General features: G+C 35.9%; 26 protein-coding genes and 2 pseudogenes. 1 reads left to right on the forward strand and 27 read right to left on the reverse strand.

What is annotated here, in order from left to right; all coding sequences use genetic code 11:
- Positions 1-338: 338 nt before the first annotated feature.
- The 19 genes and pseudogenes from ACESPQ_RS17920 to ACESPQ_RS18010 all read right to left on the reverse strand — a co-directional run bounded on the left by ACESPQ_RS17920 (position 339) and on the right by ACESPQ_RS18010 (position 17053).
- On the reverse strand, positions 339-680 hold the full coding sequence (locus tag ACESPQ_RS17920) for a hypothetical protein (protein ID WP_002609900.1): 342 nt from the start codon (positions 678-680) through the stop codon (positions 339-341).
- Positions 681-969: 289 nt separating this feature from the next.
- Positions 970-1587, reverse strand: coding sequence for a flavodoxin (locus ACESPQ_RS17925; protein WP_373144661.1), 618 nt, complete (start codon positions 1585-1587; stop codon positions 970-972).
- A 25-nt stretch (positions 1588-1612) separates the two neighbouring features.
- The gene (locus ACESPQ_RS17930) at positions 1613-2452 is read right to left on the reverse strand and encodes an aldo/keto reductase (RefSeq protein WP_257327892.1); all 840 of its coding nucleotides are present in this window, start codon (positions 2450-2452) and stop codon (positions 1613-1615) included.
- 6 nt (positions 2453-2458) lie between these two features.
- Complete coding sequence (locus ACESPQ_RS17935) at positions 2459-3403, reverse strand: alkaline phosphatase family protein (RefSeq protein WP_373144664.1); 945 nt, start codon at positions 3401-3403, stop codon at positions 2459-2461.
- A 36-nt stretch (positions 3404-3439) separates the two neighbouring features.
- Complete coding sequence (locus ACESPQ_RS17940) at positions 3440-4621, reverse strand: MalY/PatB family protein (RefSeq protein WP_257271459.1); 1182 nt, start codon at positions 4619-4621, stop codon at positions 3440-3442.
- Positions 4618-5466, reverse strand: a complete 849-nt coding sequence (locus ACESPQ_RS17945; RefSeq protein ID WP_109771115.1) for a DUF3737 family protein — start codon at positions 5464-5466, stop codon at positions 4618-4620. Before ACESPQ_RS17945 ends, ACESPQ_RS17940 begins: the two co-directional genes overlap by 4 nt.
- 209 nt (positions 5467-5675) lie before the next feature.
- Positions 5676-6827 (reverse strand): MFS transporter, encoded by a 1152-nt coding sequence (locus tag ACESPQ_RS17950; RefSeq protein ID WP_257377086.1) that lies wholly within the window; start codon positions 6825-6827, stop codon positions 5676-5678.
- A gap of 19 nt (positions 6828-6846) precedes the next feature.
- Positions 6847-7155: a DUF6506 family protein gene (locus ACESPQ_RS17955; RefSeq protein WP_038274592.1), complete on the reverse strand. Its 309-nt coding sequence runs from the start codon at positions 7153-7155 to the stop codon at positions 6847-6849.
- The gene (locus ACESPQ_RS17960; RefSeq protein WP_008728575.1) at positions 7148-7696 is read right to left on the reverse strand and encodes a flavodoxin family protein; all 549 of its coding nucleotides are present in this window, start codon (positions 7694-7696) and stop codon (positions 7148-7150) included. The genes ACESPQ_RS17955 and ACESPQ_RS17960 overlap by 8 nt, the downstream gene beginning before the upstream one ends.
- A gap of 194 nt (positions 7697-7890) precedes the next feature.
- Positions 7891-8700 carry an aldo/keto reductase gene (locus ACESPQ_RS17965; RefSeq protein ID WP_109771114.1) on the reverse strand — a complete coding sequence of 270 codons (810 nt, stop codon included), beginning with the start codon at positions 8698-8700 and terminating at the stop codon, positions 7891-7893.
- Positions 8701-8946: 246 nt separating this feature from the next.
- On the reverse strand, positions 8947-9297 hold the full coding sequence (locus ACESPQ_RS17970; protein WP_109771113.1) for a MerR family transcriptional regulator: 351 nt from the start codon (positions 9295-9297) through the stop codon (positions 8947-8949).
- Between the two features lie 104 nt (positions 9298-9401).
- Positions 9402-10016, reverse strand: a complete 615-nt coding sequence (locus ACESPQ_RS17975) for a LysE family translocator (protein WP_109771112.1) — start codon at positions 10014-10016, stop codon at positions 9402-9404.
- Positions 10017-10027: 11 nt separating this feature from the next.
- The gene (locus ACESPQ_RS17980; protein WP_109771111.1) at positions 10028-10249 is read right to left on the reverse strand and encodes a hypothetical protein; all 222 of its coding nucleotides are present in this window, start codon (positions 10247-10249) and stop codon (positions 10028-10030) included.
- 87 nt (positions 10250-10336) lie between these two features.
- Positions 10337-10846, reverse strand: a pseudogene (gene cysE / locus ACESPQ_RS17985) (serine O-acetyltransferase); the annotation flags it as partial.
- A 21-nt stretch (positions 10847-10867) separates the two neighbouring features.
- Positions 10868-11431 (reverse strand): cyclophilin-like fold protein, encoded by a 564-nt coding sequence (locus ACESPQ_RS17990; protein WP_109771110.1) that lies wholly within the window; start codon positions 11429-11431, stop codon positions 10868-10870.
- A gap of 39 nt (positions 11432-11470) precedes the next feature.
- Positions 11471-13819, reverse strand: coding sequence for an FtsX-like permease family protein (locus tag ACESPQ_RS17995; RefSeq protein ID WP_373144666.1), 2349 nt, complete (start codon positions 13817-13819; stop codon positions 11471-11473).
- A gap of 13 nt (positions 13820-13832) precedes the next feature.
- On the reverse strand, positions 13833-14588 hold the full coding sequence (locus ACESPQ_RS18000) for an ABC transporter ATP-binding protein (RefSeq protein ID WP_109771108.1): 756 nt from the start codon (positions 14586-14588) through the stop codon (positions 13833-13835).
- A gap of 4 nt (positions 14589-14592) precedes the next feature.
- The gene (locus ACESPQ_RS18005) at positions 14593-15939 is read right to left on the reverse strand and encodes a phenylacetate--CoA ligase family protein (RefSeq protein WP_373144667.1); all 1347 of its coding nucleotides are present in this window, start codon (positions 15937-15939) and stop codon (positions 14593-14595) included.
- Positions 15940-15955: 16 nt separating this feature from the next.
- Positions 15956-17053 carry a C45 family autoproteolytic acyltransferase/hydolase gene (locus ACESPQ_RS18010; RefSeq protein WP_118002776.1) on the reverse strand — a complete coding sequence of 366 codons (1098 nt, stop codon included), beginning with the start codon at positions 17051-17053 and terminating at the stop codon, positions 15956-15958.
- A gap of 138 nt (positions 17054-17191) precedes the next feature.
- Here ACESPQ_RS18010 and ACESPQ_RS18015 point away from each other — a divergent pair, with 138 nt between their 5' ends.
- Positions 17192-18076 (forward strand): LysR family transcriptional regulator, encoded by an 885-nt coding sequence (locus ACESPQ_RS18015; RefSeq protein WP_002609866.1) that lies wholly within the window; start codon positions 17192-17194, stop codon positions 18074-18076.
- A gap of 127 nt (positions 18077-18203) precedes the next feature.
- Here ACESPQ_RS18015 and ACESPQ_RS18020 read toward each other — a convergent pair whose 3' ends face one another.
- From ACESPQ_RS18020 to ACESPQ_RS18055, 8 genes and pseudogenes are all read right to left on the reverse strand, one after another.
- A complete protein-coding gene (locus ACESPQ_RS18020) occupies positions 18204-19265 on the reverse strand; it encodes a transposase (RefSeq protein ID WP_373144701.1) in 1062 nt (353 codons plus the stop codon).
- A gap of 200 nt (positions 19266-19465) precedes the next feature.
- Positions 19466-20905: a glycoside hydrolase family 1 protein gene (locus tag ACESPQ_RS18025; protein WP_109771106.1), complete on the reverse strand. Its 1440-nt coding sequence runs from the start codon at positions 20903-20905 to the stop codon at positions 19466-19468.
- Positions 20906-20916: 11 nt separating this feature from the next.
- Positions 20917-22788 carry a beta-glucoside-specific PTS transporter subunit IIABC gene (locus ACESPQ_RS18030; RefSeq protein ID WP_118002777.1) on the reverse strand — a complete coding sequence of 624 codons (1872 nt, stop codon included), beginning with the start codon at positions 22786-22788 and terminating at the stop codon, positions 20917-20919.
- Positions 22789-23078: 290 nt separating this feature from the next.
- Positions 23079-24011 carry a cyclophilin-like fold protein gene (locus tag ACESPQ_RS18035; protein ID WP_257334916.1) on the reverse strand — a complete coding sequence of 311 codons (933 nt, stop codon included), beginning with the start codon at positions 24009-24011 and terminating at the stop codon, positions 23079-23081.
- A 169-nt stretch (positions 24012-24180) separates the two neighbouring features.
- On the reverse strand, positions 24181-24414 hold the full coding sequence (locus ACESPQ_RS18040; protein WP_233105571.1) for an MATE family efflux transporter: 234 nt from the start codon (positions 24412-24414) through the stop codon (positions 24181-24183).
- 37 nt (positions 24415-24451) lie between these two features.
- Complete coding sequence (locus ACESPQ_RS18045; RefSeq protein ID WP_142692053.1) at positions 24452-24775, reverse strand: hypothetical protein; 324 nt, start codon at positions 24773-24775, stop codon at positions 24452-24454.
- Position 24776: 1 nt separating this feature from the next.
- Positions 24777-24839 (reverse strand): annotated as a pseudogene (locus ACESPQ_RS18050) (hypothetical protein); the annotation flags it as partial.
- 333 nt (positions 24840-25172) lie between these two features.
- Positions 25173-25388, reverse strand: coding sequence for a hypothetical protein (locus ACESPQ_RS18055; protein ID WP_109771103.1), 216 nt, complete (start codon positions 25386-25388; stop codon positions 25173-25175).
- Between the last annotated feature and the right edge of the window lie 20 nt (positions 25389-25408).

Consider the following 25408-nt stretch of genomic DNA (forward strand, 5'->3'; position numbering starts at 1 on the left):
CCCTGCAAAACCAAAAACTCAAGATTAACCCTTAACTAAAGGGTTTTCTTGAGTTATTTTTTCCTTAAACTGTCAAAAAAGGGATTATATGATAACCTGTTTAGTTCCAGATGGCAAGCCCTTTTCACAAATTGACTATGATAAGATGATTGACGACATTCCTTTCCATCAATTGTGCTGTTCCTGTGGTGCCCATGGTACTCTCATTAGACATGCTTATTATACAAGGCATTTGAAACTTGTAAATCATACATGCTGCCTGTGTGTTCTTCGTGTTAAATGTAAATCCTGCGCATGCCATCTTGCCATCCTGCTGTGTCCCTTACTCACAGCTGTCATTATCCTGTCAGATCCAGATTCGCTGCACCTTTAATATTCTTTTTCCACAACCCACATAGCCTGCTTCTAAGGTCTTTCATCGTTGCTCGTTCCTTCTTTATATAGACATCATATAATATCTCACGCTCTTTATGAGGCAACTTTTCAATCCTATTCTCTACAAACTCCAAATTGTCGTTGATCCTAATAATATCTCTTTTCAGAAATGATGTATTGATTTCGATATCTTGTGTTTCCAGCAATTTAAGATAACATTCCTTCAATTCTGAATCTGATTGATAACTTTCCAGAATGAATTTCATTGTCATATGTTTTCTAGTATAAAGATAACCATATCTCATGATGTTCACCCTCCTCCTGCAGTTACATCTGACCTTATGAATCATTGATGCAAAAAAACCTCTTGAATTGGATATTCAAAAGGTTTTTAAAATCAATATTTATACTCCTTACGGCAAAAAAGAGCCTTGCAGCTCCTTTCCAACTATATTCATAAGCAGTGATATGCTTTAACATTTTATTCCAATTTACTACAGGAACAGTTAATTTAACAGGATAACAGGAATGCGACAATAATATAGATTCGGTTAAAACTAAAAAATGACAAAAATTCATTTATTCTAGCTGATTTTACTGAATTACCTTGCTTAACCAATTTCGAATTTCTTCTTTGTTTTCAGTACCATTAAAACGATATCCTTCTAACCATATTGAAGTATTTGATGTCAATGATTGAAGATTTACAGCACTTGTTCCCACACTACTACTGTGGGATGTACAAAACGGTATGATTATTTTATCACTGAAATCATAACTTTCCAGGAATGTATTCAATATTTTAGGAGCCTGCCCATGCCAAATCGGATAGCCAATTACAATCGTATCGTATTGACCTATATTGATTGTTCTATCCATCATCTTGGGAAGGCTTAATGGATCTTCTTGCTCTCGGTTAGCTCGACAGTTTGTGTTGTAATTCAAATCCTCTTCAGAATAAGGTATTTCTGGCACTATTTCATATATATCAGCAGATAATACTTCTGCGGCGTTTTCTGCTATTTTTCTGGTAGTCCCTGTAGGTGAAAAATACACAACTAGAACTTTCTCTCCTAGACTTGTAATTTCTTTCTCAGTTTCCTTTACTTCTCCTTTGTCTATTGGAACGATATTTTTGTTATTGCTACATGATGTAGCTAATAATCCAATAACAAATATCATTACAAAAGAAGCTATTGTTTTCTTTTTCATGTTACCCTCCAGCTAATTAAATCCTTTAATAGCAATCATGTTTTTCATCACGATTTAATGCATTGATACGCTCCATTTCTGATTTTGATAGCTCAAAATGGTAAATTTCTGTGTTTTCTTTAATATGATCAGGATTACTAGAACCAGGTATAACAACGACACCTTTTTGAAGATTCCACCTTAAAATAATTTGTGCGGATGTAACTTTATGATTTTCTGCAATTTCATTGATGACTTCATCATCTAAAAGCTCTTTTATGTGGCCCCTGCCACCAAATGGATACCATCCCTCTACAACAATATCTTTTTCCTGTATAAAAGGTATGACTTCATTCTCTTGATAATAAGGATGTATTTCATTTTGTACTACAGCAGGCGTAATAGACACTTGTGGTAAAAATGTTTCTAATTCTTCAACATACCAGTTTGATAAACCAATAGATCGTATTTTACCCATTTCCACATAGCTCTCCATGGCTTTATATGCCTTTACATCGTCAACTCCCGGATGATGCAAAAGTAACAAATCGATATAATCAACATCCAGTTTGCCCAAGGCTTCTTCAATAGCTGCCTCTGGATCACTGAACTGATCCGGATAGAGTTTCGTTGTTATAAAAAGATCTTCTCTTGGAACACCTGAGGCTTTTATTGCTTTTCCTATTGCTTCTTCATTGTCATATGCATGTGCTGTATCAATCAGTCTAACTCCAGACGCAAGTGCACTTGATACAGATTGAACACATATTTCATCTTTCAAACTATAGGTTCCCAGTCCATTCAAAGGCATTTCATAACCACTATTTAATGTAACTGTCTTTTCATCGATATCAAAAATAGCATCAGTTTCATTTATGCTATTCATTGTGTTTTATTTAGATTCTGTTAATATATTCATTACATCTTTATTTACTGCGAACCATGTATTTACTTCTTCACTACTTTGACCACCATGATCACTGCCACTACCTCCATGATCTGTCGTAATAATAATCAACCAATCTTCTTCTTGATAACTATCACGCTCATAGATTGCTTGTAAAAGTTTATAACCTTCTCTATCCACTTGCTGCGATGCGCCTACATATTCATCCACATCATTTCCATAACCAATGGAATGTCCTGCATGATCAGTATACTCCAAAGTCGCAAAGATGACGTCATCGGAAGAATCGGATGTATCCTGCAACGCTTTTTGCAACGTTTCTAATGTTTCCGCATCACTGTCCATTTGCTGATAGACCGCTTTTCCCTCAGCATTCATAATATCTTCTTGGTAAGTAACATCGAAATGAGGTGCCCAGGAAGCAATAAAAGTAGATGGATATCCCGCTGATACTGCATCATTCAAAAAAGTGGCTGTACCTGCATCCTTTCGACCAGTATTATCTTGAACACCTAATTGATATGCCCATTTGCCGCTCAGTATTGATAACCAACCTGGAGCAGTACTTGTATCTTGGTTTCCATTAGCACCTGCATAACTATGAAATAGTCCACCTTCCTTAGCTATCCTTTTTACGGCACTCTGTTCCATACCAAATATATTTTCTAACGCATCTTCACGATAACCATCATAGCCCAATACCAGAACTTTTTTTTGCTTACCTTCATTCTTGTCTATAAGAAAATCTGCAACGATGTCATGAATAGCAGTCTGAGGATATCGATCAGTTGATTTATATTTTATTTCTGACAGATCAACTGTGGAATCAGTAAGCACATCATAGCAATTACAGTGTGCATTCACCTCTAAAAATGATGTAGGAAGTATCATTGCTATAACAGCAAGAATAACTTTTGCACTTCTTATCATTTTTCCACGTCCTTTCTTCGTTGCGTAATTCGTATTTTAGCATAGTCTTATATATTCTTCCGTAAATTCTTCGATACCTTCTTTCAGTCTTTTAAGGCCATCCATCATCCGTTCCTGTGGACATGCCACATTAATTCGTATAAAATCCTCACCATTTTTTCCGAAACCGGCACCATCTGAAATTAGCAATTTCTTCTTTTCTCGAAGATACTTACAAAACATATCCACAAATGGATGTATCGTGTGACAGTCGATCCATAAAAGGTAGGTTGCTTCAGACCCGACTAACTGTATTTGTGGTAAGTTTTCTTTGATGAATTGCTTTGCTGCTTTTTTATTTTCGCTGATATAAGTTCTCAATTCATCTAACCATGAGGCACCATCATGAAAGGCCGCAATCGTTGCCTCACAGGAAAATACATTTGGTTCTGCAACCTCGTCATTGTTTAGCCCTCGCCAAACCTTATGGCGAATTACAGAATTAGGAACTACAACACATGCAGACTGTAATCCCGCTAAGTTGAAAGCCTTACTGGCAGAAATACAGGTAATACTGTTTTGCTTACACTGTTCATTCACTGATGCAAAGGGAGTATAATTGTATCCTGGCTCGGTTAAATCACAATGTATCTCATCACTTACAACAAGTACATGATGTTCATAGCATAGTGCTCCAATTCTAGTCAATTCTTCTCTGCCCCATATTTTCCCAATCGGATTGTGAGGGTTGCATAAAATCATCATCGTTGTCTGTGGATCCTGAAGTTTTCGTTCTAAATCCGTAAAACTTATGTGATAGGTACCATCTTCATATACAATATCTGATGAGATGACTTCCCTTCCATTGTTTAATATTGAATTGTAGAAGATATTATATACCGGCGATTGAACCAATATCTTCTCTGCAGGTGATGTCATCCTTCTAACGATGGATGATATTGCAGGAATTACACCACTGCTGAACATCATCCAATCTTTATCTATTTCAAACTGATGTCGTTGTTTCCACCATTGCTGATAACTCGTGAAATAAGCTTCAGGAAGTTCACTATATCCATAGATACCCAAAGTTGCTTTCTTTTGAATAGCTTGCTGAACGCATGGAGCGGTTTGAAAATCCATATCCGCAACCCACATCGCGATTTCATCTTCTTTTACATTCCATTTCATGGAATTGGTGTTTCTTCTGTCAATTAACGCATCGAAGTTAAATTTCATGCAAGCACTTCCCTTGTTTCAATTTTTGTTTTTGCCGGATCAACATATGCTTCCTCAAAAATAATTTCTTTGATTTCTTCTGCACGAATCATTCCTTCATAAGGATTTGTGATACTGTCAATCGTTGATACAATGTCTGCTTTGACGGTTGAATATTCAAAAGCCAGTGTTGTGTTCAATAGTTTACAGTTTTCAAGTTCAACATTATCCATATAACACATGCCCTGTAAGCTATCAATCGTACAATTGACAAAGCGTACATTTTTAGAATTCCAACCAAGATATTCACCAATGATCAAAGAATCATAAACTGTAACATTCTCGCAATTCCAAAATGCATCCTTTGATAAAAGTTTTGCATTATGAACTTCGATATTCTTCGCACCATCAAAGGAATAGTTTCCAGAAAGGGTAAAGTCAGAAATTTTGATATTTTCTGAGTTCATTGCAAAATAGTTTCCACATGCTGTTACATCCTTTAATTTGATATCTTTACAATTCCAAAATGTTTCTTCTGCATTTGGAAGCTGCACATTTAACAAGGTAACACCCTCACATCTGCGGAATGTCTTTGGTGCCTGAATAAAACAATTCTTCATTGTAATATTTTTTGTATACCAGATTCCTGATCTCGCTGTTTCCATCAAGGTTGTGTGAATACAGTAGATATCTTGGCTGTACCATAATGGGTATTTCCACTTAAAAGTACTATTGTTTAATTTTATATTCCTACTTTCCTTCAATGGAGATTCTCCATCTGCAAATGTACAATCTTGTACATCCTTATCTAGTGCATGAAATAATGCTCTTTCACCTGTTAAATACATTTGTTTGATCTGTTCCAATTTGAACTCCTCCTATTTGTTATTTTACTTCTTCGTTATATGTGTTGAAATTTCGTATTTCTCGACAATCAACTTATCTTTTTTTATAGCACTTGTACAAAATTCCAGATTGTCTATTTTTTTATTTTAACTTATAACTAACACATCACTATAATGCAAAATTACATGACATCTTATCTTTTTACAATCAAAGATATTGATACATGTTTCTATGAAATCTGACGATATTTCACAATTCTCAATAAAATCAATAAAAAACTCAGTACCAGCAACAACATACCTCCAAAAATTGCATAATTGATTCCCACAGATGTGATGAACAATCCACACATTGTTGTTCCTATCGTTGTTCCTAAATTTGTTGCAGCTAAGAATAATCCATTGCCAAATTCAGGAGCATCAAATGTTACACTCGTTATCCAATACTGATTGATATTTCCAGCTGCTCCTGCAAGCACACCCCATATGAATGTAAGAATTACCATCGGTATCGTAAGCTCTCCCATGAAAAACAGTACGATATAGACAATTCCGAGGAGAATGGGAAAGTGTCGAACAAAGCGCAAAGGTCTTCTGCTTAATTCTTTACCACCAATCATATTACCTGCAATATTGGCAAGACCGTATACCAGCAATACGATACTAATGGTATTTTCTGACATCTTAGTTACTGTTCCTAATATTTCTGCAAGGTAACTATAGACACCAAATATAGAACCATTTAGAAATACAACGCCGAGAATTGAAATCCAGGTAATCGGAAATTTCAAGCATTTCAATTGCTCACCATATGTCAAACGCTCTGAAACAGACTGGGTTGGAATGAATAGGAAAGTTGTTACCAAAGCAATTGCATTAACGATTGCAAAGAAGAGCATTCCTACCTTCAATGATGTTGAATTTGCGATAAAGCTAACGATAGGTACTCCAAGTACCATTCCTGCTGATACACCCATCAAAACTTTCGATACTGCTTTTGGTGCTTCTTTTTCCTTCACAGATGATCCAGCAACTGTAAGTGCTAATGATACATAGATTGGATGAAAAAACGCAGGTAATACACGAGTGACTAAAGCAACCATAAAATTAGGCGCGAATGCTGCAATTATATTACAAATTGTAAACATACCTAACACCGTGATCATTGCTTTTTTTCGATTCATTCTTGAGAATAGTAGTGGCATGGTTGGTCCGGCGAATGCTACAACTAGTGCAAATAAGCTTACCAATAATCCAGCATCAGTAATGGTAATACCATAATGGGTTGATATTAGGGGCAAGATGCCAATGATTCCCATCTCTGTATTGATAATGCTAAAAACGCCTAGTGTTAAAATAAATATAATCAATTTATTTTTCATAATATCTTTCCTTTTCCTGTTAACTTTCCCAAAATATTTGAAGACTTCTTTCCTGCTCTTTAGGATATTTTACATAACCTACAGGAATCATTTCACCAGTTGCATGATGCATGAGTTTTGCAAGTTCTTCTCCAAATGCGCCACATACCTCAATAGCTCCAAAGCCTTCCTTTGTCAGCTTCTTTGCTAATTCAATTGCTTGATCCGCTGAACAAACTGTGAATATATGATGCTCAATACCTGGAATATTTAATTGAGTATCTTGTGATGTGAAATCTTCGTTCATCAACATCATTGCATATTTTTTTACTGATCCATTCTTATACATGACTACCCATCTCATATGCCGCCTGTAAGGTTTCTGGATGTGTTAGAATAGCATTCATGGCATCAGATGCCGTCCCATATACAACTCCTTTTAATCTTGCTTCTTCAAAACAGTCGATCCATCCCTGCAATCCTTTAATTGCACCATCCATCGCACTTTTTTCACCGTCCGCAGCACTCGTTAACAAATAGATATCGCGGAATTTGTATGCGATTGGAAACAGCGGATTGCTTCGATCAAGTAATGTCTTCATTTGACCACTCATCTCATAGAAGTAGATAGGTGTTGCAAATGCAATCACATCGGCTTCTGCCATTTTCTTTATAATTGCATCGGCGTCATCCTGAAATACACAATGCCCTTGTGTACTGTTCTGACATGCTAGACACCCTTTACAAAAATGGATTGCTTTATCATACAACGTAATTTTTCCAACAGTATGACCAGCATCTTCTGCGCCCTTTATAAATTCATCTGCAAGTTGATCAGAGTTACCTTTTTGCCGCATACTTGTAGATATAACTAATACTTTTTTATTCATAATGTTCCTCCTTGTTTTCTTTACACTTATAGTATAATGCCTTCTTTCATAAATGTTAAATACCTATATCAAATATATTGGCATAACCAAAAAGCATATGTAATTCATTTGTTCAATAGGAGAAGAGACAATGCTATAAAAAGGCATCCAATGAAGAATACCTGTGCTACTGATATAGTTCTTTTCAATCTCTACTAAAAACTTAAAGTCCATGAAAACAATGTTTCATTCTTATCTAATTTTCTTATTTCTTGCATTTCTATATCCGATAATTGAAAATCAAAAATGCTTATATTTTCTATTAGCCTCTCCCCTCTTTTAGATTTCGGTATTACAGAAATACCTCTTTGCGTTAAAAATCGAAGTGCTATCTGCGATGCTGTCTTATGATACTTATAAGCAATCTCCTGTAGTTGTGGATGATGCATGATATCCGCTTTCCCTTGAGCCAGTGGAGACCAAGCCTGCATAGCAGTTCCTTGAGAGTTTAAATAGTTTTGTAGATCCCATTTTTGATAATATAGGTGCGTTTCTACTTGATTTACAGATGGAACAATTGAGCATTGTTTTATCAACGTTTCAAACCATCCTTGATCATAATTAGAAACCCCAATCGCATGAACTTTTCCTTCTCGATATGCTTCTTCCAATGCTTTATACATGTCATTCCCCTCTGCATATGGCTCATGAAGCAATATTAAATCAATATAGTCTAGTCTTAAATTACACAAAGATTCATTGATTGCTTTTTTTGCTGCATCATAACTATTTGTTTTCCGATATAGCTTCGTAGTAACAAACAATTTTTCACGTTCTGTGTTACTTCGTTTGATTCCTTTGCCAACTTCTTTTTCATTTCCATACATCTGAGCAGTATCAATTAAACAATAGCCAAGTTCTATTGCAGTCGCTACTATATTTACACACTCTTGTCCGTTTAAATTCCATGTACCCAATCCAAGCAGTGGCATCTCTATCCCATTATTCAATGTAATATACTCCATCATATATCCTTCTTTCATAATTGTTGTATTATAGAATTTTGAAAATGTATCGTTTCTGAATAATTGATCATCAATATGGTATCAATTATGCTATTTTGCTGTATACAAGCCAATCTATTTTCATTACAATAGTTATCTGTTGTAAAAAAATATGAAGACCACCATATAACAGTATGAAATAACAACACAACCCAAAAAATGATACTACGTCTTTTCTCTTCATAACGCTTCTCCCTTACTTAACAGTCAATTCATATCTGAATTCAATTCATGTAAAACACAGTCAATACAATCCATGACTTTTTTTGTCTTATGGACATTCTCTAGATTTTCATCACGATGTTTCCGTAAGATTTTAATTCTTGCGGAACGAGTATCTTCATCAGATAGTTCCAAAAAAATATATTTTTTTATCGTCTTTACATCAAGTCCCAAAGAATGTAGACATATACAGGAATCTAACCTTTGCACTGCCTCATTTCCATAAACATCATCCTTTATATCTGCTTTTAAATCATCTAAAATTCCTTCCCTTATAAATTGATAGACGAGAGCTATTGGAATACCATACTGCTTACATAACTCCTCTAATTTCATGTTGCTTATCCTCCATTTTATATTCTCAAAAATGATTACCTTCTGGGCAATCTTTACATCATAGGTACCTATAAATATCCCAATTATTTCTTTTTTGAAATTTTCTATAATGTCTTAATACAAACACAACAGCTAAATACGATCAAAATCAAGCCAAACAATACATTTAATCTATACAACCATTTCTCCGTCAATTTCTTTTTCATAAAATTAACAAGTACCACAAGCAATAACCACCAACATAAAGTTCCAAGAAATACTCCAGTGACTAATTGTATTCCATCAATGAAACCAGGTGTACCGTTAATACCGAATACAGAAAATGCAAATAGAAAGGAAATGATTGCTGCTGGATTTGTAATTGCCACTGCAAAAGAAGAAAGAAACATTTTCAAATAATCTTTCACATCAGCTTTCTCAGTAGATAGCATCATTTCTTTTTTTGTGATCATTCTTATCGCTATCAAGATCATCAAATATGCGCCAATCAGATGGATTGGCATTTGGTATGTCAAAAGAAAATCAGAAATCACAGTCAATCCAAAAGCTCCAACACAAGCATATAAAACATCTGCTATGGAAGATGCTGCTCCACTGATGAAACCAGCGACTACGCCATGATTGATCGTTCGTTGTATACTCATAGCTCCTACCGCACCGATTGGCATACCAAAAACCAAGCCAATCAGCACTCCATTTACGAAATATTCAATAATCATGAATTCCTCCTTCATTTCTTTTTTTCTATTTCATAGATCAAATAATCAATATTATCAATAGATTTACAATCCTCATCTATTTCTCCTTGGAGTTCCTGTCGATATTTATCGAATGTCTGTATCATCCCCACTTTATTTTCTTTTTCATCTGTTTTCGTATACACATCAATAATATCTCTTCTACATCCACATTCTTCCATCTTTAAGATGTTTTTATCTGTTTTCTCAACCATATGACCACTTCCCTTTTTCTTATCAATTGTATCGATCTTAAATATGACCGTAAGACATGTTTCCTATGCTTATGTCACTGTATTGTTTCTTACAATTCTTCCAGGAATCCCTACCACAGTACAATTATCGGGTATATCTTCTAAAACAACTGAGCCTGCACCAATTTTACTATTCTCACCAATTGTTACTGCACCAAGAATTTGTGTACCAGCACCAACCATGACATTATCCTTTAAAGAAGGGTGACGTTTTCCTTTGTCCTTTCCTGTTCCTCCAAGTGTTACACCCTGATATAATGTAACATTATCGCCAAGAACTGCTGTTTCTCCAATCACGATGCCATTTCCATGATCAATAAAACAGCCTTTTCCAATAACAGCGCCAGGATGTATCTCAATGCCTGTTTTCTTAGCTCCATGCTGTGATATCCATCTCGCCATAAAATATCTTTCTTTTAGATATAAACGATGTGCCAAGCGATAATGGAGTAATGCCTTGAAGCCAGGATATAATAATACCTCAATTGGAGAGCGAAACGCTGGATCTCGCCCTTCAATCACATGTATTTCTTCTTTCACGTATGAAATCAATCCCATAAATACACCTCCATGAACAACTTAATTTACAGGTCGAATCGAAACAATTTTATTGCTCCACCCTTCTACAACTGGATTGTTTTCCACCGCAGACACAAATTCTTGCGTCGCATCAAAAGTTCCCAGTTTTGTATACTCGCCAGTTACAGTTGCATCTTTATAAAACAGCACGATACGATTTGGTGCAGAGTAATAAACTTCTCCAGCCTTCTCAGAAGTGATTGTTTCAGGATTAGAAGGAATTTCATAGCGATCTGGAATATCATAATATTGCATAACTTCATAGTTTTCATAGTCATCATAATGGTAGATTGGAAGATTCCAATCGCTTGTTCCTACATATCTTGATATTGCACGTGCCGTATCATTATCATATAAGTTCATTGTGAATGGTTCTCCATCACGCCCGAAGCTTACTTCTAGTTCTGGTATAAATTCTGTTGGTACTGATGATGATGCATTGGTTGTTGGTGTATTTGTAGATGATGATGACGATGTATTATTATCATCAGAACTACTGCATCCAGCCATTAAAAATCCTGCTGCTAAGATCATACATAATATTCTTTTTCTATTTTTTTTCATTGATGTGTTCTCCTTTTGCATTTGTATATGCGTGTTTATTTATTCAGAAATTAATTCATTCATATTTAATTTTTTCATTTTTCTTGATGTCAGATATGCAAACAGCATGAACAATTCTGAAACGATCATTCCAGGTAGGATGATGGATATCACATCCGGATAGGAAGCAAAGTTACTGATTCCATATAATTTCATTAAGCTGCCAATAAGTGTATCTGTAAACAGAAAACTCATGAATGTTCCAATCATGGAACCTATTCCTGCAATGATCCCATAACGAATCGCGAATGTGAAACGCAATTGTCCTGTCGTAAATCCTAATGCTTTATAAACTGATAGATTTCGTTTTTCTGATATGAATATCTTGTTTCCCGTAAGAATCGTAACAATCAATATAAATACTGCTGTCACTACATACATGAAAATTAGCAGCATCTGCATCGCAGTGATGATACTGAATAAGCCTGGCCATGTGTTTTCATGAAGATAGACATCTCCACCATAAGCTGCTTCCAACGCATCCATCAAACCCTGTTTTTGATTTGCATTCTCCAAAAAATAATGGTGACACCACATATCCGTAGTTATGTTACCAATTCGTTGAAAACCTTCCCTGCTCATTCCAATATTTCCGCCCATTTCATTTGCACACTGATAGATTCCCGCAATGCGATAATCTGCCGTTTGCCCATTATAGGAAACAGTGATTTGATCATCTACATGTAGGTTACGATCTGCCGCTATCATTTCTGTTATTACGATATCATTCGCATTTTGAATCGTAGTACCATTTTGTATATGGAAGCGTTGTGGCTCTGTGATCACATTTGCTGTATAGTCCACACCGTCAACGGCCACACCTGGCATTGCCAGAGCATAACTATCTATGATTGATGTATAATTTTGAATCAAGTTTTCCATTTCATCTTGTTCATGTTGTCCAAGCAACTGTACACCAATATCAAGATCTGAGGGATTAAATGCATCCATCATGCCTTTTCCATCTGGACCAAGCCACGTATTCATTCTGCCAATCATTGAAATGATGAACACCAGCAACACAGTAGTGACTCCGACACTTAAATATCGCCGTTTTCCACTCAGCAACTGACGCATAGAAATGCTCAACATCAACCAACGCCCACGTAATCTATTTGTTTTCTTGCTAGTAGAGTTCCCATTTGTTTCTTCTTGTATCACCTTTACTGGCGGTATTTTATCAATTTTCCTTGTTTTAAAATGGATAAATCCATAGAAGACAAACAATATACCAAGAAGAATGAAGAACCACAAAAGTATGTGAGGTGTTGCTGGTGTCTGTATACCTGCAAAAGATATCATCATCTTACTAATTACTGGAATCATTGGAAGTGACAGTAATATTCCTACTGATAATCCAATAGCGATGACTAGGAGATATTGCATTTTCATATTCTGTCGAAGTACGCCTCCATTGTAACCAATCGTTTTCAATATAGCCATATTTTTTTGATCCTGCTCGATGACAGCACTGATACTATATCCTACAATAATCATCGATATGATAAATAGGATCAATGCAAAGGAAAAAAACAATCCTGTAAATGCATTCTGCAATATGAGCATGAATCCTAATATTGCTTCTTTGCTGTGGACAAACTCCGTATACTCACTTAACTGTGTTTCACTATTTAAGTATTGATTGAACTGCATATTGTTTAATATACTTTGATCACTTTGCTTAACATGAATCATTTGCCCTGTTCTGGCAAGTGCATCCATATCCGCCTGATTGATTCTTTCAGCAACCTCATCATAATCAATCTGACTAATCAAAAATCCTTTCATACCAATCATAGAACTGCCCATGAAAGGATCTTCATACATTCCTTTCACAGTAAATGTTTTTTCATTTCCTGCTCTTCCTATTACAAAACTTATCTCATCACCAATGGAGATATCAAAGGTAGAACGTAAGGATGGGGATATATAAATTTCACCCGCTTGAATGCTTATAGATTCTTTTTGATATCCATTCATTGTTTCATTGAAGATACGATATGGAAACTCTTGTGGATTGTAGACAATCAACTGTCCTTCACTATCTGATTCTGTGTCATTGATGATGTAATCCGAATAAATCAGCTGTTGTACAGAAACAGACGCAACATCCTGCTGCTGATTGATTTCTTCTAATAATTTATCCTGATCAGGAATGCCTTGTGTCCATACCGTGATATCACCATACTGCAAACGATCCATCTCTGTTGTAACATAGGAATTGGTGTTCAGCCAAAGTGTTAAAACGCTGATCAGCGTAAGGGATACCATCCCCATGATAGCGAATATTCCTATCATCACTGCCTTATGACGTTTACTATTTGCCTTGATCAATATTCTATTTTTCATGCATACACCTCCGCTACCATTTTAAAGATGTAAGCCATTCATGTATCCTTGCTTCTCTTTCTTTCAAATCATCTTTTATCATAGAAGCAAGCTTCATTTCTGCTAAGATTTTTCCATCTTCCATATATAGGATTCTGGTTCCATATGCTGCGGCATGCATATCGTGTGTTACCATCAGAATACTTTGTCCTTGCTCATGCAGTTTCTGCAAAATGGATAATACTTCGTCACTATTTCTCCGATTCAATGCACCAGTTGGCTCATCCGCAAATAACATCTTTGGATCATTGATAATAGCACGAGCAATGGCTGCTCTTTGTGCTTCACCACCAGATACTTTCGATGGTAAGCGATCCATCGCATGTGCTACATCCATCTGTTTCAAAAGTTGTTTTACTTTCTCATCGGTTTCGTTTGTTGTTCTTTTTTTATTTAGATATCCAGCAACCGCAACATTCTCTAACAATGTTAAATTACTGACTAGATTGGTCTGCTGAAACACAAAACCAAATGCATCTGAGCGAAGTTTCGCTTTTTGCTTTTCGCGAAAGGTCGTAATATCATCGTCGTTATACAAGATTTTTCCTTCATCAATCGCATTCATACCACTTAAAGAATAAAGTAGTGTAGATTTTCCAGCACCCGATGCTCCCATAATAACCGTAAAATCACCATCATATAGCTCTATATTTACGTTATTTAAAACAGGAGTATCTGCTTCTTCGAATTTCTTTGTAATTCCACTGCCTTCCAAAATCACAGGTTTCATATAGTTACTCCTTTTTTTCTAAAATAATCAGTCGTTTTTTCCCAGTACGGTTATCTGGAAGTATCTCATCTACAAAAGATATAGCAAATTCTACATAGTCAAGCCGCTTTTCTTTTAACATGGATGTTATTGATGTCGTCATCTTTTTTTGTATCGTATCCTTATACTCCTCGTTAGACACTTCGATGTCCAATTCAAAAGAGTGTTCATCCTTTTGGATGAATTGATAATCCAACATATGTTCCATACAAAATCCTTCGATTGCTAGTGGATGAAGAAATTCTCTGGTTCCCTGTTCATTTTGAAACCACATCAGATCTTCGTTTCTCCCTGCCAGATTTTTAATCTTCGAGAATGGATAATGATCATCAAATTCATCAAATACGAGGCGATCTGATAATTCATAGCGAATCAATGGCTGTGCATAATTATATAAAGAGGTCAGATACATTTTGCCATTCTCCACTTCGATATAATTCATATCATCAAAAAGATACATTCCTTCTTCTCCATGTAGTTCAACACCTAAAGCAAGGGATTCACTAGCACCATAGAAATTTACAATATCACAATGGAAGATTTGTTCCAGATAGGAGCGAAGATTTGCATTCAATGGTTCTCCACAGGATATGATTCTTTTGATTTGAACGCTTACTTTGCCTGTGGATACCTGTTCTGCAAGTATCTTGATAGCGGACGAATATCCTATTACGATATTTGGCTTAAATTTCTGAATCTGATTGATCCATTCATCCAGCGGTTGTTTAATATCCAAAGACAGCTGTAATGCACGTACACCTTCGATACCTGAACCAACTGCCATAGCACCACCATAACGTCCATCGCATGCTGCAATATAAACGATACGTGGTGTTTTCCATAATAACTTCAAAATATCCCACATACTCATATCCCATAATGCTCCGCGAATAATTCCTAGCAGCATATGATTCCATGCCTGTTCATCATAAATAAAATATCCTGGTTTTCCTGTACTTCCTGAGGAATGAACGACATGATAATTATTTTTAAACGTATCTTCCGTATCCTCAAGTTCATCAAAAACCTGCAACTCACTCTGTTTCACATCATCAACTGTAACTAGTTTATCGAAATGTTTGATAAGCTCTTTTTTATTGATAGAAGGAAACTCTGAAATAGGAGTGATATCAATGGTCTGTTTTGTAATACCTGCTTGCATAAATGCAGTCCTATAATAATCGGAGTGATCGTATGCATAATGAAGAATCTTAGATAACTTTTCCTTCTGTAGCTTTTCCATTTGTATTTTTGTTTTCTTTGTATTATTTTTAAGAGATCGAAGCTCCCATAGTAGTTTAAAATAATTCATATCTGATTCCTCCATCTTATTCGCTTATATGAAATACATAGCGCTGATTATAATTTTCTCTATGATAATAGTGAATTTCCTTTTGATTCAGGTTATAGACAATACTCCACTCTGTAGATTCAAATTCACCAAAGTTATCTTTACTCACGCTATCCAAAGCATCTTTTACTTGCTCCATATTCATTGTTTGATTTGTATCAAGGAGATCCATCAGAATATCGTAACGCTCATGTGATTGGGAAGTGCCGATTCCTTGTTTTTCTCCGGGTGATAAATAGAAGTTTGTTACCGCACGTGTTTCTATCACATTAATTTCATCATTGATATACTCCACAACTACACTTTTGCCTTTTGCATCTGCAATCGCAAAATGAATCATCATCCCCATAGAAGAGTGCATATCATACGCTCGTAATAATGTTATCGCTTCGTCTACATCGGCAGCCTGATTTAGAATCAACCGTATTGCTGTTGTCGTTGTTAGATCTTGTGTACTTTTGTTTTGTTCGATTATATCAGAATCCTGAATCATATTAACTGAAATAGCCAGTCCTTTTTCATTCATCCCATCTAAGGGAGCATACATAGCAACTTGCGCAAGAAGATCATCCGGTAAACGATTGATTGAAACAGAGGTACCACTCTGGATAAAATCAAGATTTACAGTAGAAATGGAAGCATATGCATCAATTGGGTGTGATTCCATAATCAGGGCTTCACTGTTTTCCCAATCAAAGTTTCTTCCAAACAGGATATCCTGCTGCTCATTGATTGTCTGTATCGTACTGCAACCAAATAATCCTTGTATGATATCCAAATCAGAAACATCCACAACATGATCCATCAAATAATTCAAAACGCCATCATCTGAAGTTGCACCTCCAGCTTCTAAAAAACCTTGAAAGCCATAATCTCCATCATATCGAATAACAGAAAGTCCTTCTTCCAACTGGGTTAAGGAAGCAGTGGGCTTAACATCTGCCATAGTGCCTTGTCCTGTCGTCTGTTGTGTGCGTTTTATCATTGCCTCATCTCTTCCTTTCTGCGTTATAAACCATATATCAGCTATTACTATAAGAAAAATGAAGTTAATAATCAGGTATCTTTTTTTCATTTTATCAGCTCCTTTCCTTTAATACTTGTATTCTATCATTCAAGTTTCACTCATACAAATACTTATGTCAAATATCCACCTATGTTTTACAAGCATAGCAAATCGTGTTATAATTTTGATAGATAGGAGGTTCGTACTATGGAATTAAGAGTGCTTCAATATTTTTTAGCTATCGCACGAGAACAGAGCATATCTGGAGCTGCTGAGTTTCTGCATGTATCACAACCAACATTATCCAGGCAAATCAGAGATATGGAAGATGAACTAGGAAAACAATTGTTTATTCGTGGCAATCGTAAAATCACATTGACAGAAGAGGGGATGATTCTTAGAAAACGTTCTGAAGAAATCATAGGGCTAGTAAAGAAAACAGAAGATGAGATTGCGTTGAGCGATGATATTAGTGAGGGAGATATTTATATCGGGGCAGGAGAAACACATGCGATCCATATCCTTACGGATAGCGCAATACAACTACAAACAAGTTATCCAAATATTCGTTTTCATATTGCTAGTGGTGATACAACTGATGTTTTGGAAGAACTGGACAGAGGACTCATTGACTTTGGCCTGTTATTGGGTTCTATTGATAAAACAAAATATGAGTATCTAGAACTTCCAATGAAAGATATCTATGGTATCCTTATGAGGAAGGATAGTGTACTAGCTGAAAAAGAAGTTATTACACCAGAGGATTTATGGGATAAGCCATTGATTTGTAATCGTAATTCAATCAATCATGAAGATGATATTTATAAATGGCTAAAAAGAGATCAATCAGAAATCAATATCATAGCCACTTATAATCTTTTGTATAATGCATCCATTATGGTGGAATCAGGTATTGGGTATGCAATTGCCTTAGATAATATCATCAATGTTACAGGTGACTCTAAACTTTGTTTTCGCCCACTATATCCAAGTTTGGATGCTCGCATGTCATTAGTTTGGAAAAAATACCAGATATTTTCCAAAGCTGCCGAAAAATATCTGATTCAAATGCAAAAGGATCTAAAAAAATGAAACAGAGATTATCCAATGTCATTAAGTTAGAGAGACAAAAAACAAAAGAAAGAAAAAGATTCTTCCTTTTTTAGGATGGTATATACGAAAATTAGGCATGACAAAAATACTTTCACAAGCATCTTTTTTAAAATAGCGTTATAATAAAGTTGCTTTTATGAAAAGCGATAGTTAAAGCACATAACAGATTGTGCACACACATTTCTACGAAACTTGCGATCGGGGCGAATCGGCAATACTTCATTTGAAATGGGGGTTTCAAGATCAGGCGGAATCCCGCCTTTTCTTTTACACCGTCGTATATAATTACGGCAATGATGAATCGTCTCGTGATATTGATCGCATATTTATATTCTGTTTTTCTGTCTTTGTTATTTATTTTTTCATTCTCGACATGCATGATCAGGATGAATGACATATTATATAAAATCATTCTTGCCCATATCTCCTGTTGAATATTCAGACGTTTTTTGGCGTGGATCGCACATAAGTTCGCTGAATATTTCAGATGCCGGAAGGAGATTTCAATACCCCATTGTTGATGATATAATTCTTTAATATCAGCAGTGCAGAAACGTTCACGATCGAGATTCGTTGCAATAGATTCATATCCCTCACGATTTCCTAATTTGAACCGTACAACACGAAATCTCATTGTAAAGTAAGGATATAATTCATCCAAGAAATCAAATGTGGAAGTCGTAGAGAGAAGACGATATGATTCAGGATGCATCCTTATTTCTTTTGTATGCTTAGTTGTCAGTGAAATGCAGATATCTTCATCAAATTCTTCATCCGGGAAATTGAATTTTTTCAAAATACCCGTATGGGAATGAATATCTTTCGAGCGGATCAAAAAATATCTGTCAGAATTCATGATATAAGCCATATTATTCCAAGTAGCGTAGTTTCTGTCCGCAATAAAAATTGTTTTATTCTCGTGGAAACGGGAAGCCATAGTCCACATTGCTTCCATTTCATTTAAGCTGTAAATACCTTGAATAATCATATCTACATAGCGATGATTGAGAATATCATAACTCGCATTAATATGATAACTGGACAAGTGTTTTCCTTTAGAACCAGAAGTGTATAAAGTATCCATATCATTTTTATCGATAGGGATAAGACGATAGCCTTTATGTGTAAGGGATGAAGGAAAGCTTTTGTAAGGTTCATATAAGAACAGCTCCTATACATCCTTACAAAAGTGCGAAACGCTCGATTTTTATAGATTTGTCAAGTCATTGCATAAAAAAGACACCTATATTTGATTTTTATAGATGCCGTTTTTAGATACCTTTTATTTTTTGTCTCTCTAACTTAATGACATTTCAGAGATTACCTGTTTCATTTTTATTTATACAAAACATAACAGAATATTATCTTTTATAGTGTTTCTCCATTACTATAAATTACATTCTCATACCAGTAAGAAGACTGCTTTCTCTTTCTTTCTAACGTGCCGGTTCCATCATCATATTTATCTACATAAATAAGCCCGTAGCGTTTTGCCATTTCTCCCGTTGAAGCACTTACAAGATCAATACATCCCCATGGTGTATATCCAAGCAGATCAACACCATCTTTCACAGCTTCTTTCATCTGTTCAATATGAGAACGCATATAATCAATACGATAGCTATCGTTGATGCTGCCATCAGCTTCTATCTTATCATAAGCACCAAGACCATTTTCTACAACCATTAAAGGTATTTCATAACGTGCATAGATTTCATTCAATGTATAACGTAATCCCTTTGGATCAATCTGCCAACCCCAGTCACTTGCTTCCAGATAAGGATTCTTCAGTCCGCCTGTTAGATTTCCACCTTTGATTTCCGCATCAGAAGTTTCTGCGACACAATTACTCATATAATAGCTGAATGTGTAATAGTCAACACACCCATCCTTTAACGTTTGCTCATCTTCTGATATCTTCTTAATATGAATGTTATTTTCTTCAAAGAATCGATCTGCATAATATGGATATGCTCCACGTACCTGTACGTCTGAACAGAACCAATTTGCCATCTGCATTTCTCTTTGCGTCTTCATCATATCATCAGGATTACAAGTCAATGGGTACATGGTAAGAAAACAAATCATATTTCCCATTTTAAAAGACGGATAACAATCGTGAGCCAGCTTTATAACCTTTGCACTTGCTACTAATTGATGATGCAATGCTTGATAACGTACTTCAGGATTGTCTGGGAAATCAAGAATTGCACCTGTAAATCCCTTCACAGTTCCTAAAGATAGTACATTCCCCATTGGCATGGTTCCCGCATTGATTTCATTAAAGGTAAGCCAGTATTTTACTTTGTTCTGATAACGTTCAAATAGCACTTCACAATAACGCTGAAAGAAATCGATGCATCTGCGATCTTCCCATCCATTGAACTCTTCTACAAGGGCGTATGGCATTTCATAATGTGAAATGGTGACAAGTGGTTCAATTCTATATTTATTCAGCTCATCAAAGACCTTGTCATAAAAAGCCAGACCTTCCTCTAATGGCTCTTCTTCCATCCCTGTTGGAAAAATTCTTGTCCATGCAATAGATAGACGATATGTTTTAAAACCCATTTCAGCCATCAATTTTATATCTTCCTTATAATGATGATAGAAATCAGAAGCCTCATGACTTGGATAAAAAGTACCTTCTTCTATTGTATTTGTGATTCTCTTTGGTACCTCATAGGACCCGTTGGTGCACATATCAGATACGGAAGGTCCTTTTCCATCCACATTCCATGCTCCTTCAAATTGATTGGCGGCTGTAGCACCACCCCATAAAAAATCTTTTCTAAACGTTTTATTCATCTTCTTTTCTCCTATCTAACTGTAATCAGTTTATCGCCTACATGAATGGATTCACCAGAAACATCTGGCAATACTTCATGATAACTATTAGAATTTGTAATCACGATTGGTGTCACTACTGAATAGCCAGCTTTTTGAATTTCTTCTATATCAAATTCGAGTAGTAAATCTCCATGAACGACATGATCTCCTGGATTTACCTTAGCATTGAATCCTTTTCCATTTAATTCAACGGTATTCATACCTACATGCATAAGAATCTCAAGACCATCTATCGTTTTGATTCCAATGGCATGACCAGTTGGAAATACCATAGCGATTGTTCCATCGATTGGTGCATATAGTTTCCCTTCTGTAGGAATGATTGCTGCGCCTTGTCCTAGACTTCCACCCCTGAACACTTCATCTTCCACTTCTTTTAAGGCGATAGCTTTGCCATGCATTGGCGAAACAATCGCTGCAGAAACAGCATCTTTCAATTGAGTGGTAAGCTTCTTAACTTCTTTTTCTTTATATGTCAGATAAACCGCTGCAAAGCCACCAACCAAAGCTAAGATAGATGCACCAATTGCCCAGATCATGCCTGTAATATTTTGTGTCTGTGTATTCATAAAGGCTGTATAACCAAACACGCCCATTCCTGGTACGATATAATATTTTGCGCCTGAGGCCGCAATGATAGCTCCTGTGATTGCTGATACGATACAGGTAATGATAAATGGTTTCTTCTTAGGTAGTGTAATACCATAGATGGCTGGTTCAGTCACACCTGCTAAACCAGATACAATTGCCGGAATACATAATGACTTTGTTTTCTTATTCCTGCTTCTTAAATAGATTGCAATAACTGCCCCTGTCTGTGCAAAGGATGCACCAAACATTCCGATCATAATCGTGTCGAACCCTAATGTCTGTATGTTATTGATCATCAATGGTGTGATTGCCCAATGTAGACCAAACATAACCAAAACCTGCCATAATCCACCTACTATAAATCCCATTAAGATTGGGCTGAACTCATAGATTGCTGTAAATACCATACCTAGCCCATCAGAAATTGTGGATGCCACTGGACCAATGATCCAGAATGTCATACATACTGTCACAAGGCAAGTGATAAAAGGAATCGTAAACAATTTGATCGTATCTGGAATAAAGCGTTTATAACGTTTTTCAAACCACGCTGCGAATGCAATCGCACAAATAATTGGAATCACACTACTGGTATAATCGCCAGCAGCCGGCATAGTTACTGGAATACCGAAGATATTTGATATATCCAATTGTCCACCACTCAATAGATTAGGATATACCATTGTGGCACCGATAACCAGACCCTCCAATTCCGAAATACCAAAACGCTTTGCCGCTGTATACCCTAAGATAATTGGCAAGAAATAAAATAGTGAATCTGATAAAGAGTAAAGAAAGTTATATGTTCCACTTGTAGTAGATAAAACTCCAAATGCCACAAACATTGCCAACAAACCTTTTAAGATACCACAGGCACTTAACACACCTAGTATAGGAGTGAAGACACTGGTTACAATACCTACAAAAACGTCCAAAGGCTTTTGTTTTCCTTTACCGTTCTCTTCATTATGTGACATTCCATCATCTACAATATCCTCTAAATGGCCACGCTTTACAACCGCTTCATATACATCTGGAACGTGATTACCAATCACTACCATATATTGCTCACTATTCTGAATCACTGTAACGATACCTTCTGTTTCTTTTAATACATCTGTATTAGCTTTCTTTTCATCTTTTAACTGAAAACGAAGTCGCGTAACACAATGAGTTAATGCTTTTACATTTTCTGTACCACCCACGTTCTGCATAATAATTCTAGCTAATCCGTCGTACTTACTTGCCATGAAATAATTCCTCCTCTCTATTATAAATCTCATGAACAAAATTACACTTTCACACTTGTTCTCTTTGAAACCATCTACCTTCTTCCCATTTTTGTATCATCGTGAGGCTTCACAAACTCTTTAAAGAAATCATGATAGCTTTTCTTTACAACTTTATTGTAAGCGTAACCGTGTACAACATCAAATACTCATATCAAATACATTCATATAACTATTAAGCATATCAATAGCATGAATAACAAAGATAAAAAAACTGCCTAATCAAAGTTAGACAGCATTTTATAAAATAATTATTCAATTAAACGAAACTGAATTTGAATACTTCCATTTCCTAATGCTTCTGAAAGTCCTTGTGGGTTATCAATCTGTCCCAATGAAGTATAAGAAAAGGAAGTTGGGAAATCCTTATAGAATAACACAAGACAATCATTACCGAAGAGCTTCAAATCGCCAGTATAAATCTGAGATACACTTTGTGCTGAGGATGATAGACCCTCTGAAAAATAATAATATTTTTCATTACCATGTAATTCATCCATTTGCAAAGACATAGGAAAACGTCTTAACAGTTCCCTTACTGTATCATTATCATAAAGTGAAGCTGTAAAAGTCTTTGAACCTATAGCGATTTGGATATGATGCATGCCATCACTCTGTTCTATTGAAAAAGCCTCATCTTTTTTTACTGTTGGTTGTGTGTCTTCATTTTGCTTAGCCGTATCATCATCCTGTTTTGTGTTTTCTGAATATTTTGTGATTTCAATTAAACCACTCAATTGGCTAATTTGATCAATGCCAGAGATTGCTTCTCCGAGTGCATATAGACCACTAGCTCCACCGCAATCATCATAATACATAACAACATCTCCCCATGGTTCATAATAGGCGAGTGTACCAATTGGACCTTTTGCCATCGGTGTCTTGCTGGTATCAAGTTTTTTATCAGGATAAAATATTTTTTCATCATCACTATAATCTTCCACATCGATCGTCATTGGAAGCTGATCGTATAAGGAGCTAGCTGCAGTAGAATCATTTAATTGAAAAATAACGGTTTCATCATTTTCTCCTTGTATCTGAATTTGCATATCACTTTCTTCTTTCTTGATTTCCATAGTATTGGTACTACTCTTTTCATCTGCTTGTTGACGATTACTCTCACACCCTGTTGTGATCGTTAGTAGAAAGCACACCGCTAACATTATTGATAAGAATTTTTTCATGCACTGTCCTCCTCACATTTTTATTGCTCTAGAAATTCTTTAACCAGTTGCCCTTCTGTTGACGATATAGTAGAAGCAATCCACGTATACATAGTTCACTGGACATAGCAAACCATACACCATGTAATCCCCATCCTTTTACAAGTATAAGGGATAGTGTCAAACGATCTCACCATATGCTGACCAAGTTCATGATACTTGGTATGAAGGTATCTCCTGCACCCCTAAGAGCTCCTGATGCTACGATTGATACAGCATAAAGTGGTTCGGCAAATGACTCTATCCTTAACACTTCCGTTACTAGTTTCTGTACTCGTAGATCATAGGTTAACATCTGAAAAAGAAAAGGACAGTCAACGTACATCAATAAACCGATACCTGTCATAAGTAGCGCTCCAAACAATATAGCAATATTAGAATAGCTTTTTGCAAGTTCTTTTTCATTTGCTCCTATACTTTGAAGTCGTAGCTGCTGTTGCTATACCATATCCAGGCATATAACACAGGCTTTCTGTTGTAACCGCAAAAGAATTCGCTGCAATAGCGATGGTACCTAATGGAGCAATGATACGTGTTACGCAAATCATGGCGCCACAAACAGCAGTATGCTCTAAAGCCATAGGAAAAGCTATGTAAATGGCATTTTTTACGATAGATCTATCTATAGAAAATTTCCCAGAGATATTGATTTTTAGAACTTTAGAATGAACAGACAAACCAAAACATCCAACTGCCAATAATGATCTGTGATAAAGCTGTTCCAATAGCCGCCCCTAGTACACCATAGAATCGTATTAGAATTAGATTAAATAACAATCCAAGACACACATGATAGCATTTAGTATACTAGTAACTTTCATGTTGCCACTGCATTGTAACATGGAACTTGATAATACATTTAATTGTTGAGCAGGTAAGGCTACATAAACTAAAAAATAAAGGAATGCATTTTTATAAATATCATTCGATGCTCCCAACTATCTAGGTAGGGAAGTACTAACGCTGATTCCAAATATCGTTAGAAAAAATAGAAAAGCTTATAGTTATCAATAATCTGTGTTTTAAAATCAAACGTGCTTTTTTGTTGTCACCTGCGCCTATCTGTTGTGCTCCTTGTACAGAAAAGCCAGATGCCGCCGCAATACATAGTCCACCCAATAGTCATGTACTGGTGGATACGATACCAATCGAAGCGGAAGCATCAGCACCCAATCCGCCTACCATTGCAGTATCAATATACTGCATAATGATGGAAGTAAGCTGTGCTGGAATAGCTGGAATGCTCAATTTCCAAACAGCTTTTAGCTTACCTTTGAGAGTGATTTTTCTCTTACTCTGAAATAATGTTGTCATATGTTTCCTAATTTCTTTATTCATAAACATTACATCCATTATAG

The sequence above is a fragment of the Clostridium sp. HGF2 genome (assembly GCF_964240115.1).
In the GTDB taxonomy this organism is placed as follows: Bacteria; Bacillota_I; Bacilli_A; order Erysipelotrichales; family Erysipelotrichaceae; genus Clostridium_AQ; species Clostridium_AQ innocuum.

Coding starts and splice junctions, on each gene's coding strand:
- ACESPQ_RS17920 (WP_002609900.1), bottom strand. CDS start 680: ATGAGATATGGTTATCTTTATACTAGAAAACATATGACAATGAAATTC.
- ACESPQ_RS17925 (WP_373144661.1), bottom strand. CDS start 1,587: ATGAAAAAGAAAACAATAGCTTCTTTTGTAATGATATTTGTTATTGGA.
- ACESPQ_RS17930 (WP_257327892.1), bottom strand. CDS start 2,452: ATGAATAGCATAAATGAAACTGATGCTATTTTTGATATCGATGAAAAG.
- ACESPQ_RS17935 (WP_373144664.1), bottom strand. CDS start 3,403: ATGATAAGAAGTGCAAAAGTTATTCTTGCTGTTATAGCAATGATACTT.
- ACESPQ_RS17940 (WP_257271459.1), bottom strand. CDS start 4,621: ATGAAATTTAACTTCGATGCGTTAATTGACAGAAGAAACACCAATTCC.
- ACESPQ_RS17950 (WP_257377086.1), bottom strand. CDS start 6,827: ATGAAAAATAAATTGATTATATTTATTTTAACACTAGGCGTTTTTAGC.
- ACESPQ_RS17955 (WP_038274592.1), bottom strand. CDS start 7,155: ATGTATAAGAATGGATCAGTAAAAAAATATGCAATGATGTTGATGAAC.
- ACESPQ_RS17960 (WP_008728575.1), bottom strand. CDS start 7,696: ATGAATAAAAAAGTATTAGTTATATCTACAAGTATGCGGCAAAAAGGT.
- ACESPQ_RS17965 (WP_109771114.1), bottom strand. CDS start 8,700: ATGGAGTATATTACATTGAATAATGGGATAGAGATGCCACTGCTTGGA.
- ACESPQ_RS17970 (WP_109771113.1), bottom strand. CDS start 9,297: ATGAAATTAGAGGAGTTATGTAAGCAGTATGGTATTCCAATAGCTCTC.
- ACESPQ_RS17975 (WP_109771112.1), bottom strand. CDS start 10,016: ATGATTATTGAATATTTCGTAAATGGAGTGCTGATTGGCTTGGTTTTT.
- ACESPQ_RS17980 (WP_109771111.1), bottom strand. CDS start 10,249: ATGGTTGAGAAAACAGATAAAAACATCTTAAAGATGGAAGAATGTGGA.
- ACESPQ_RS17990 (WP_109771110.1), bottom strand. CDS start 11,431: ATGAAAAAAAATAGAAAAAGAATATTATGTATGATCTTAGCAGCAGGA.
- ACESPQ_RS17995 (WP_373144666.1), bottom strand. CDS start 13,819: ATGAAAAATAGAATATTGATCAAGGCAAATAGTAAACGTCATAAGGCA.
- ACESPQ_RS18000 (WP_109771108.1), bottom strand. CDS start 14,588: ATGAAACCTGTGATTTTGGAAGGCAGTGGAATTACAAAGAAATTCGAA.
- ACESPQ_RS18005 (WP_373144667.1), bottom strand. CDS start 15,939: ATGAATTATTTTAAACTACTATGGGAGCTTCGATCTCTTAAAAATAAT.
- ACESPQ_RS18010 (WP_118002776.1), bottom strand. CDS start 17,053: ATGAAAAAAAGATACCTGATTATTAACTTCATTTTTCTTATAGTAATA.
- ACESPQ_RS18015 (WP_002609866.1), top strand. CDS start 17,192: ATGGAATTAAGAGTGCTTCAATATTTTTTAGCTATCGCACGAGAACAG.
- ACESPQ_RS18025 (WP_109771106.1), bottom strand. CDS start 20,905: ATGAATAAAACGTTTAGAAAAGATTTTTTATGGGGTGGTGCTACAGCC.
- ACESPQ_RS18030 (WP_118002777.1), bottom strand. CDS start 22,788: ATGGCAAGTAAGTACGACGGATTAGCTAGAATTATTATGCAGAACGTG.
- ACESPQ_RS18035 (WP_257334916.1), bottom strand. CDS start 24,011: ATGAAAAAATTCTTATCAATAATGTTAGCGGTGTGCTTTCTACTAACG.
- ACESPQ_RS18055 (WP_109771103.1), bottom strand. CDS start 25,388: ATGAATAAAGAAATTAGGAAACATATGACAACATTATTTCAGAGTAAG.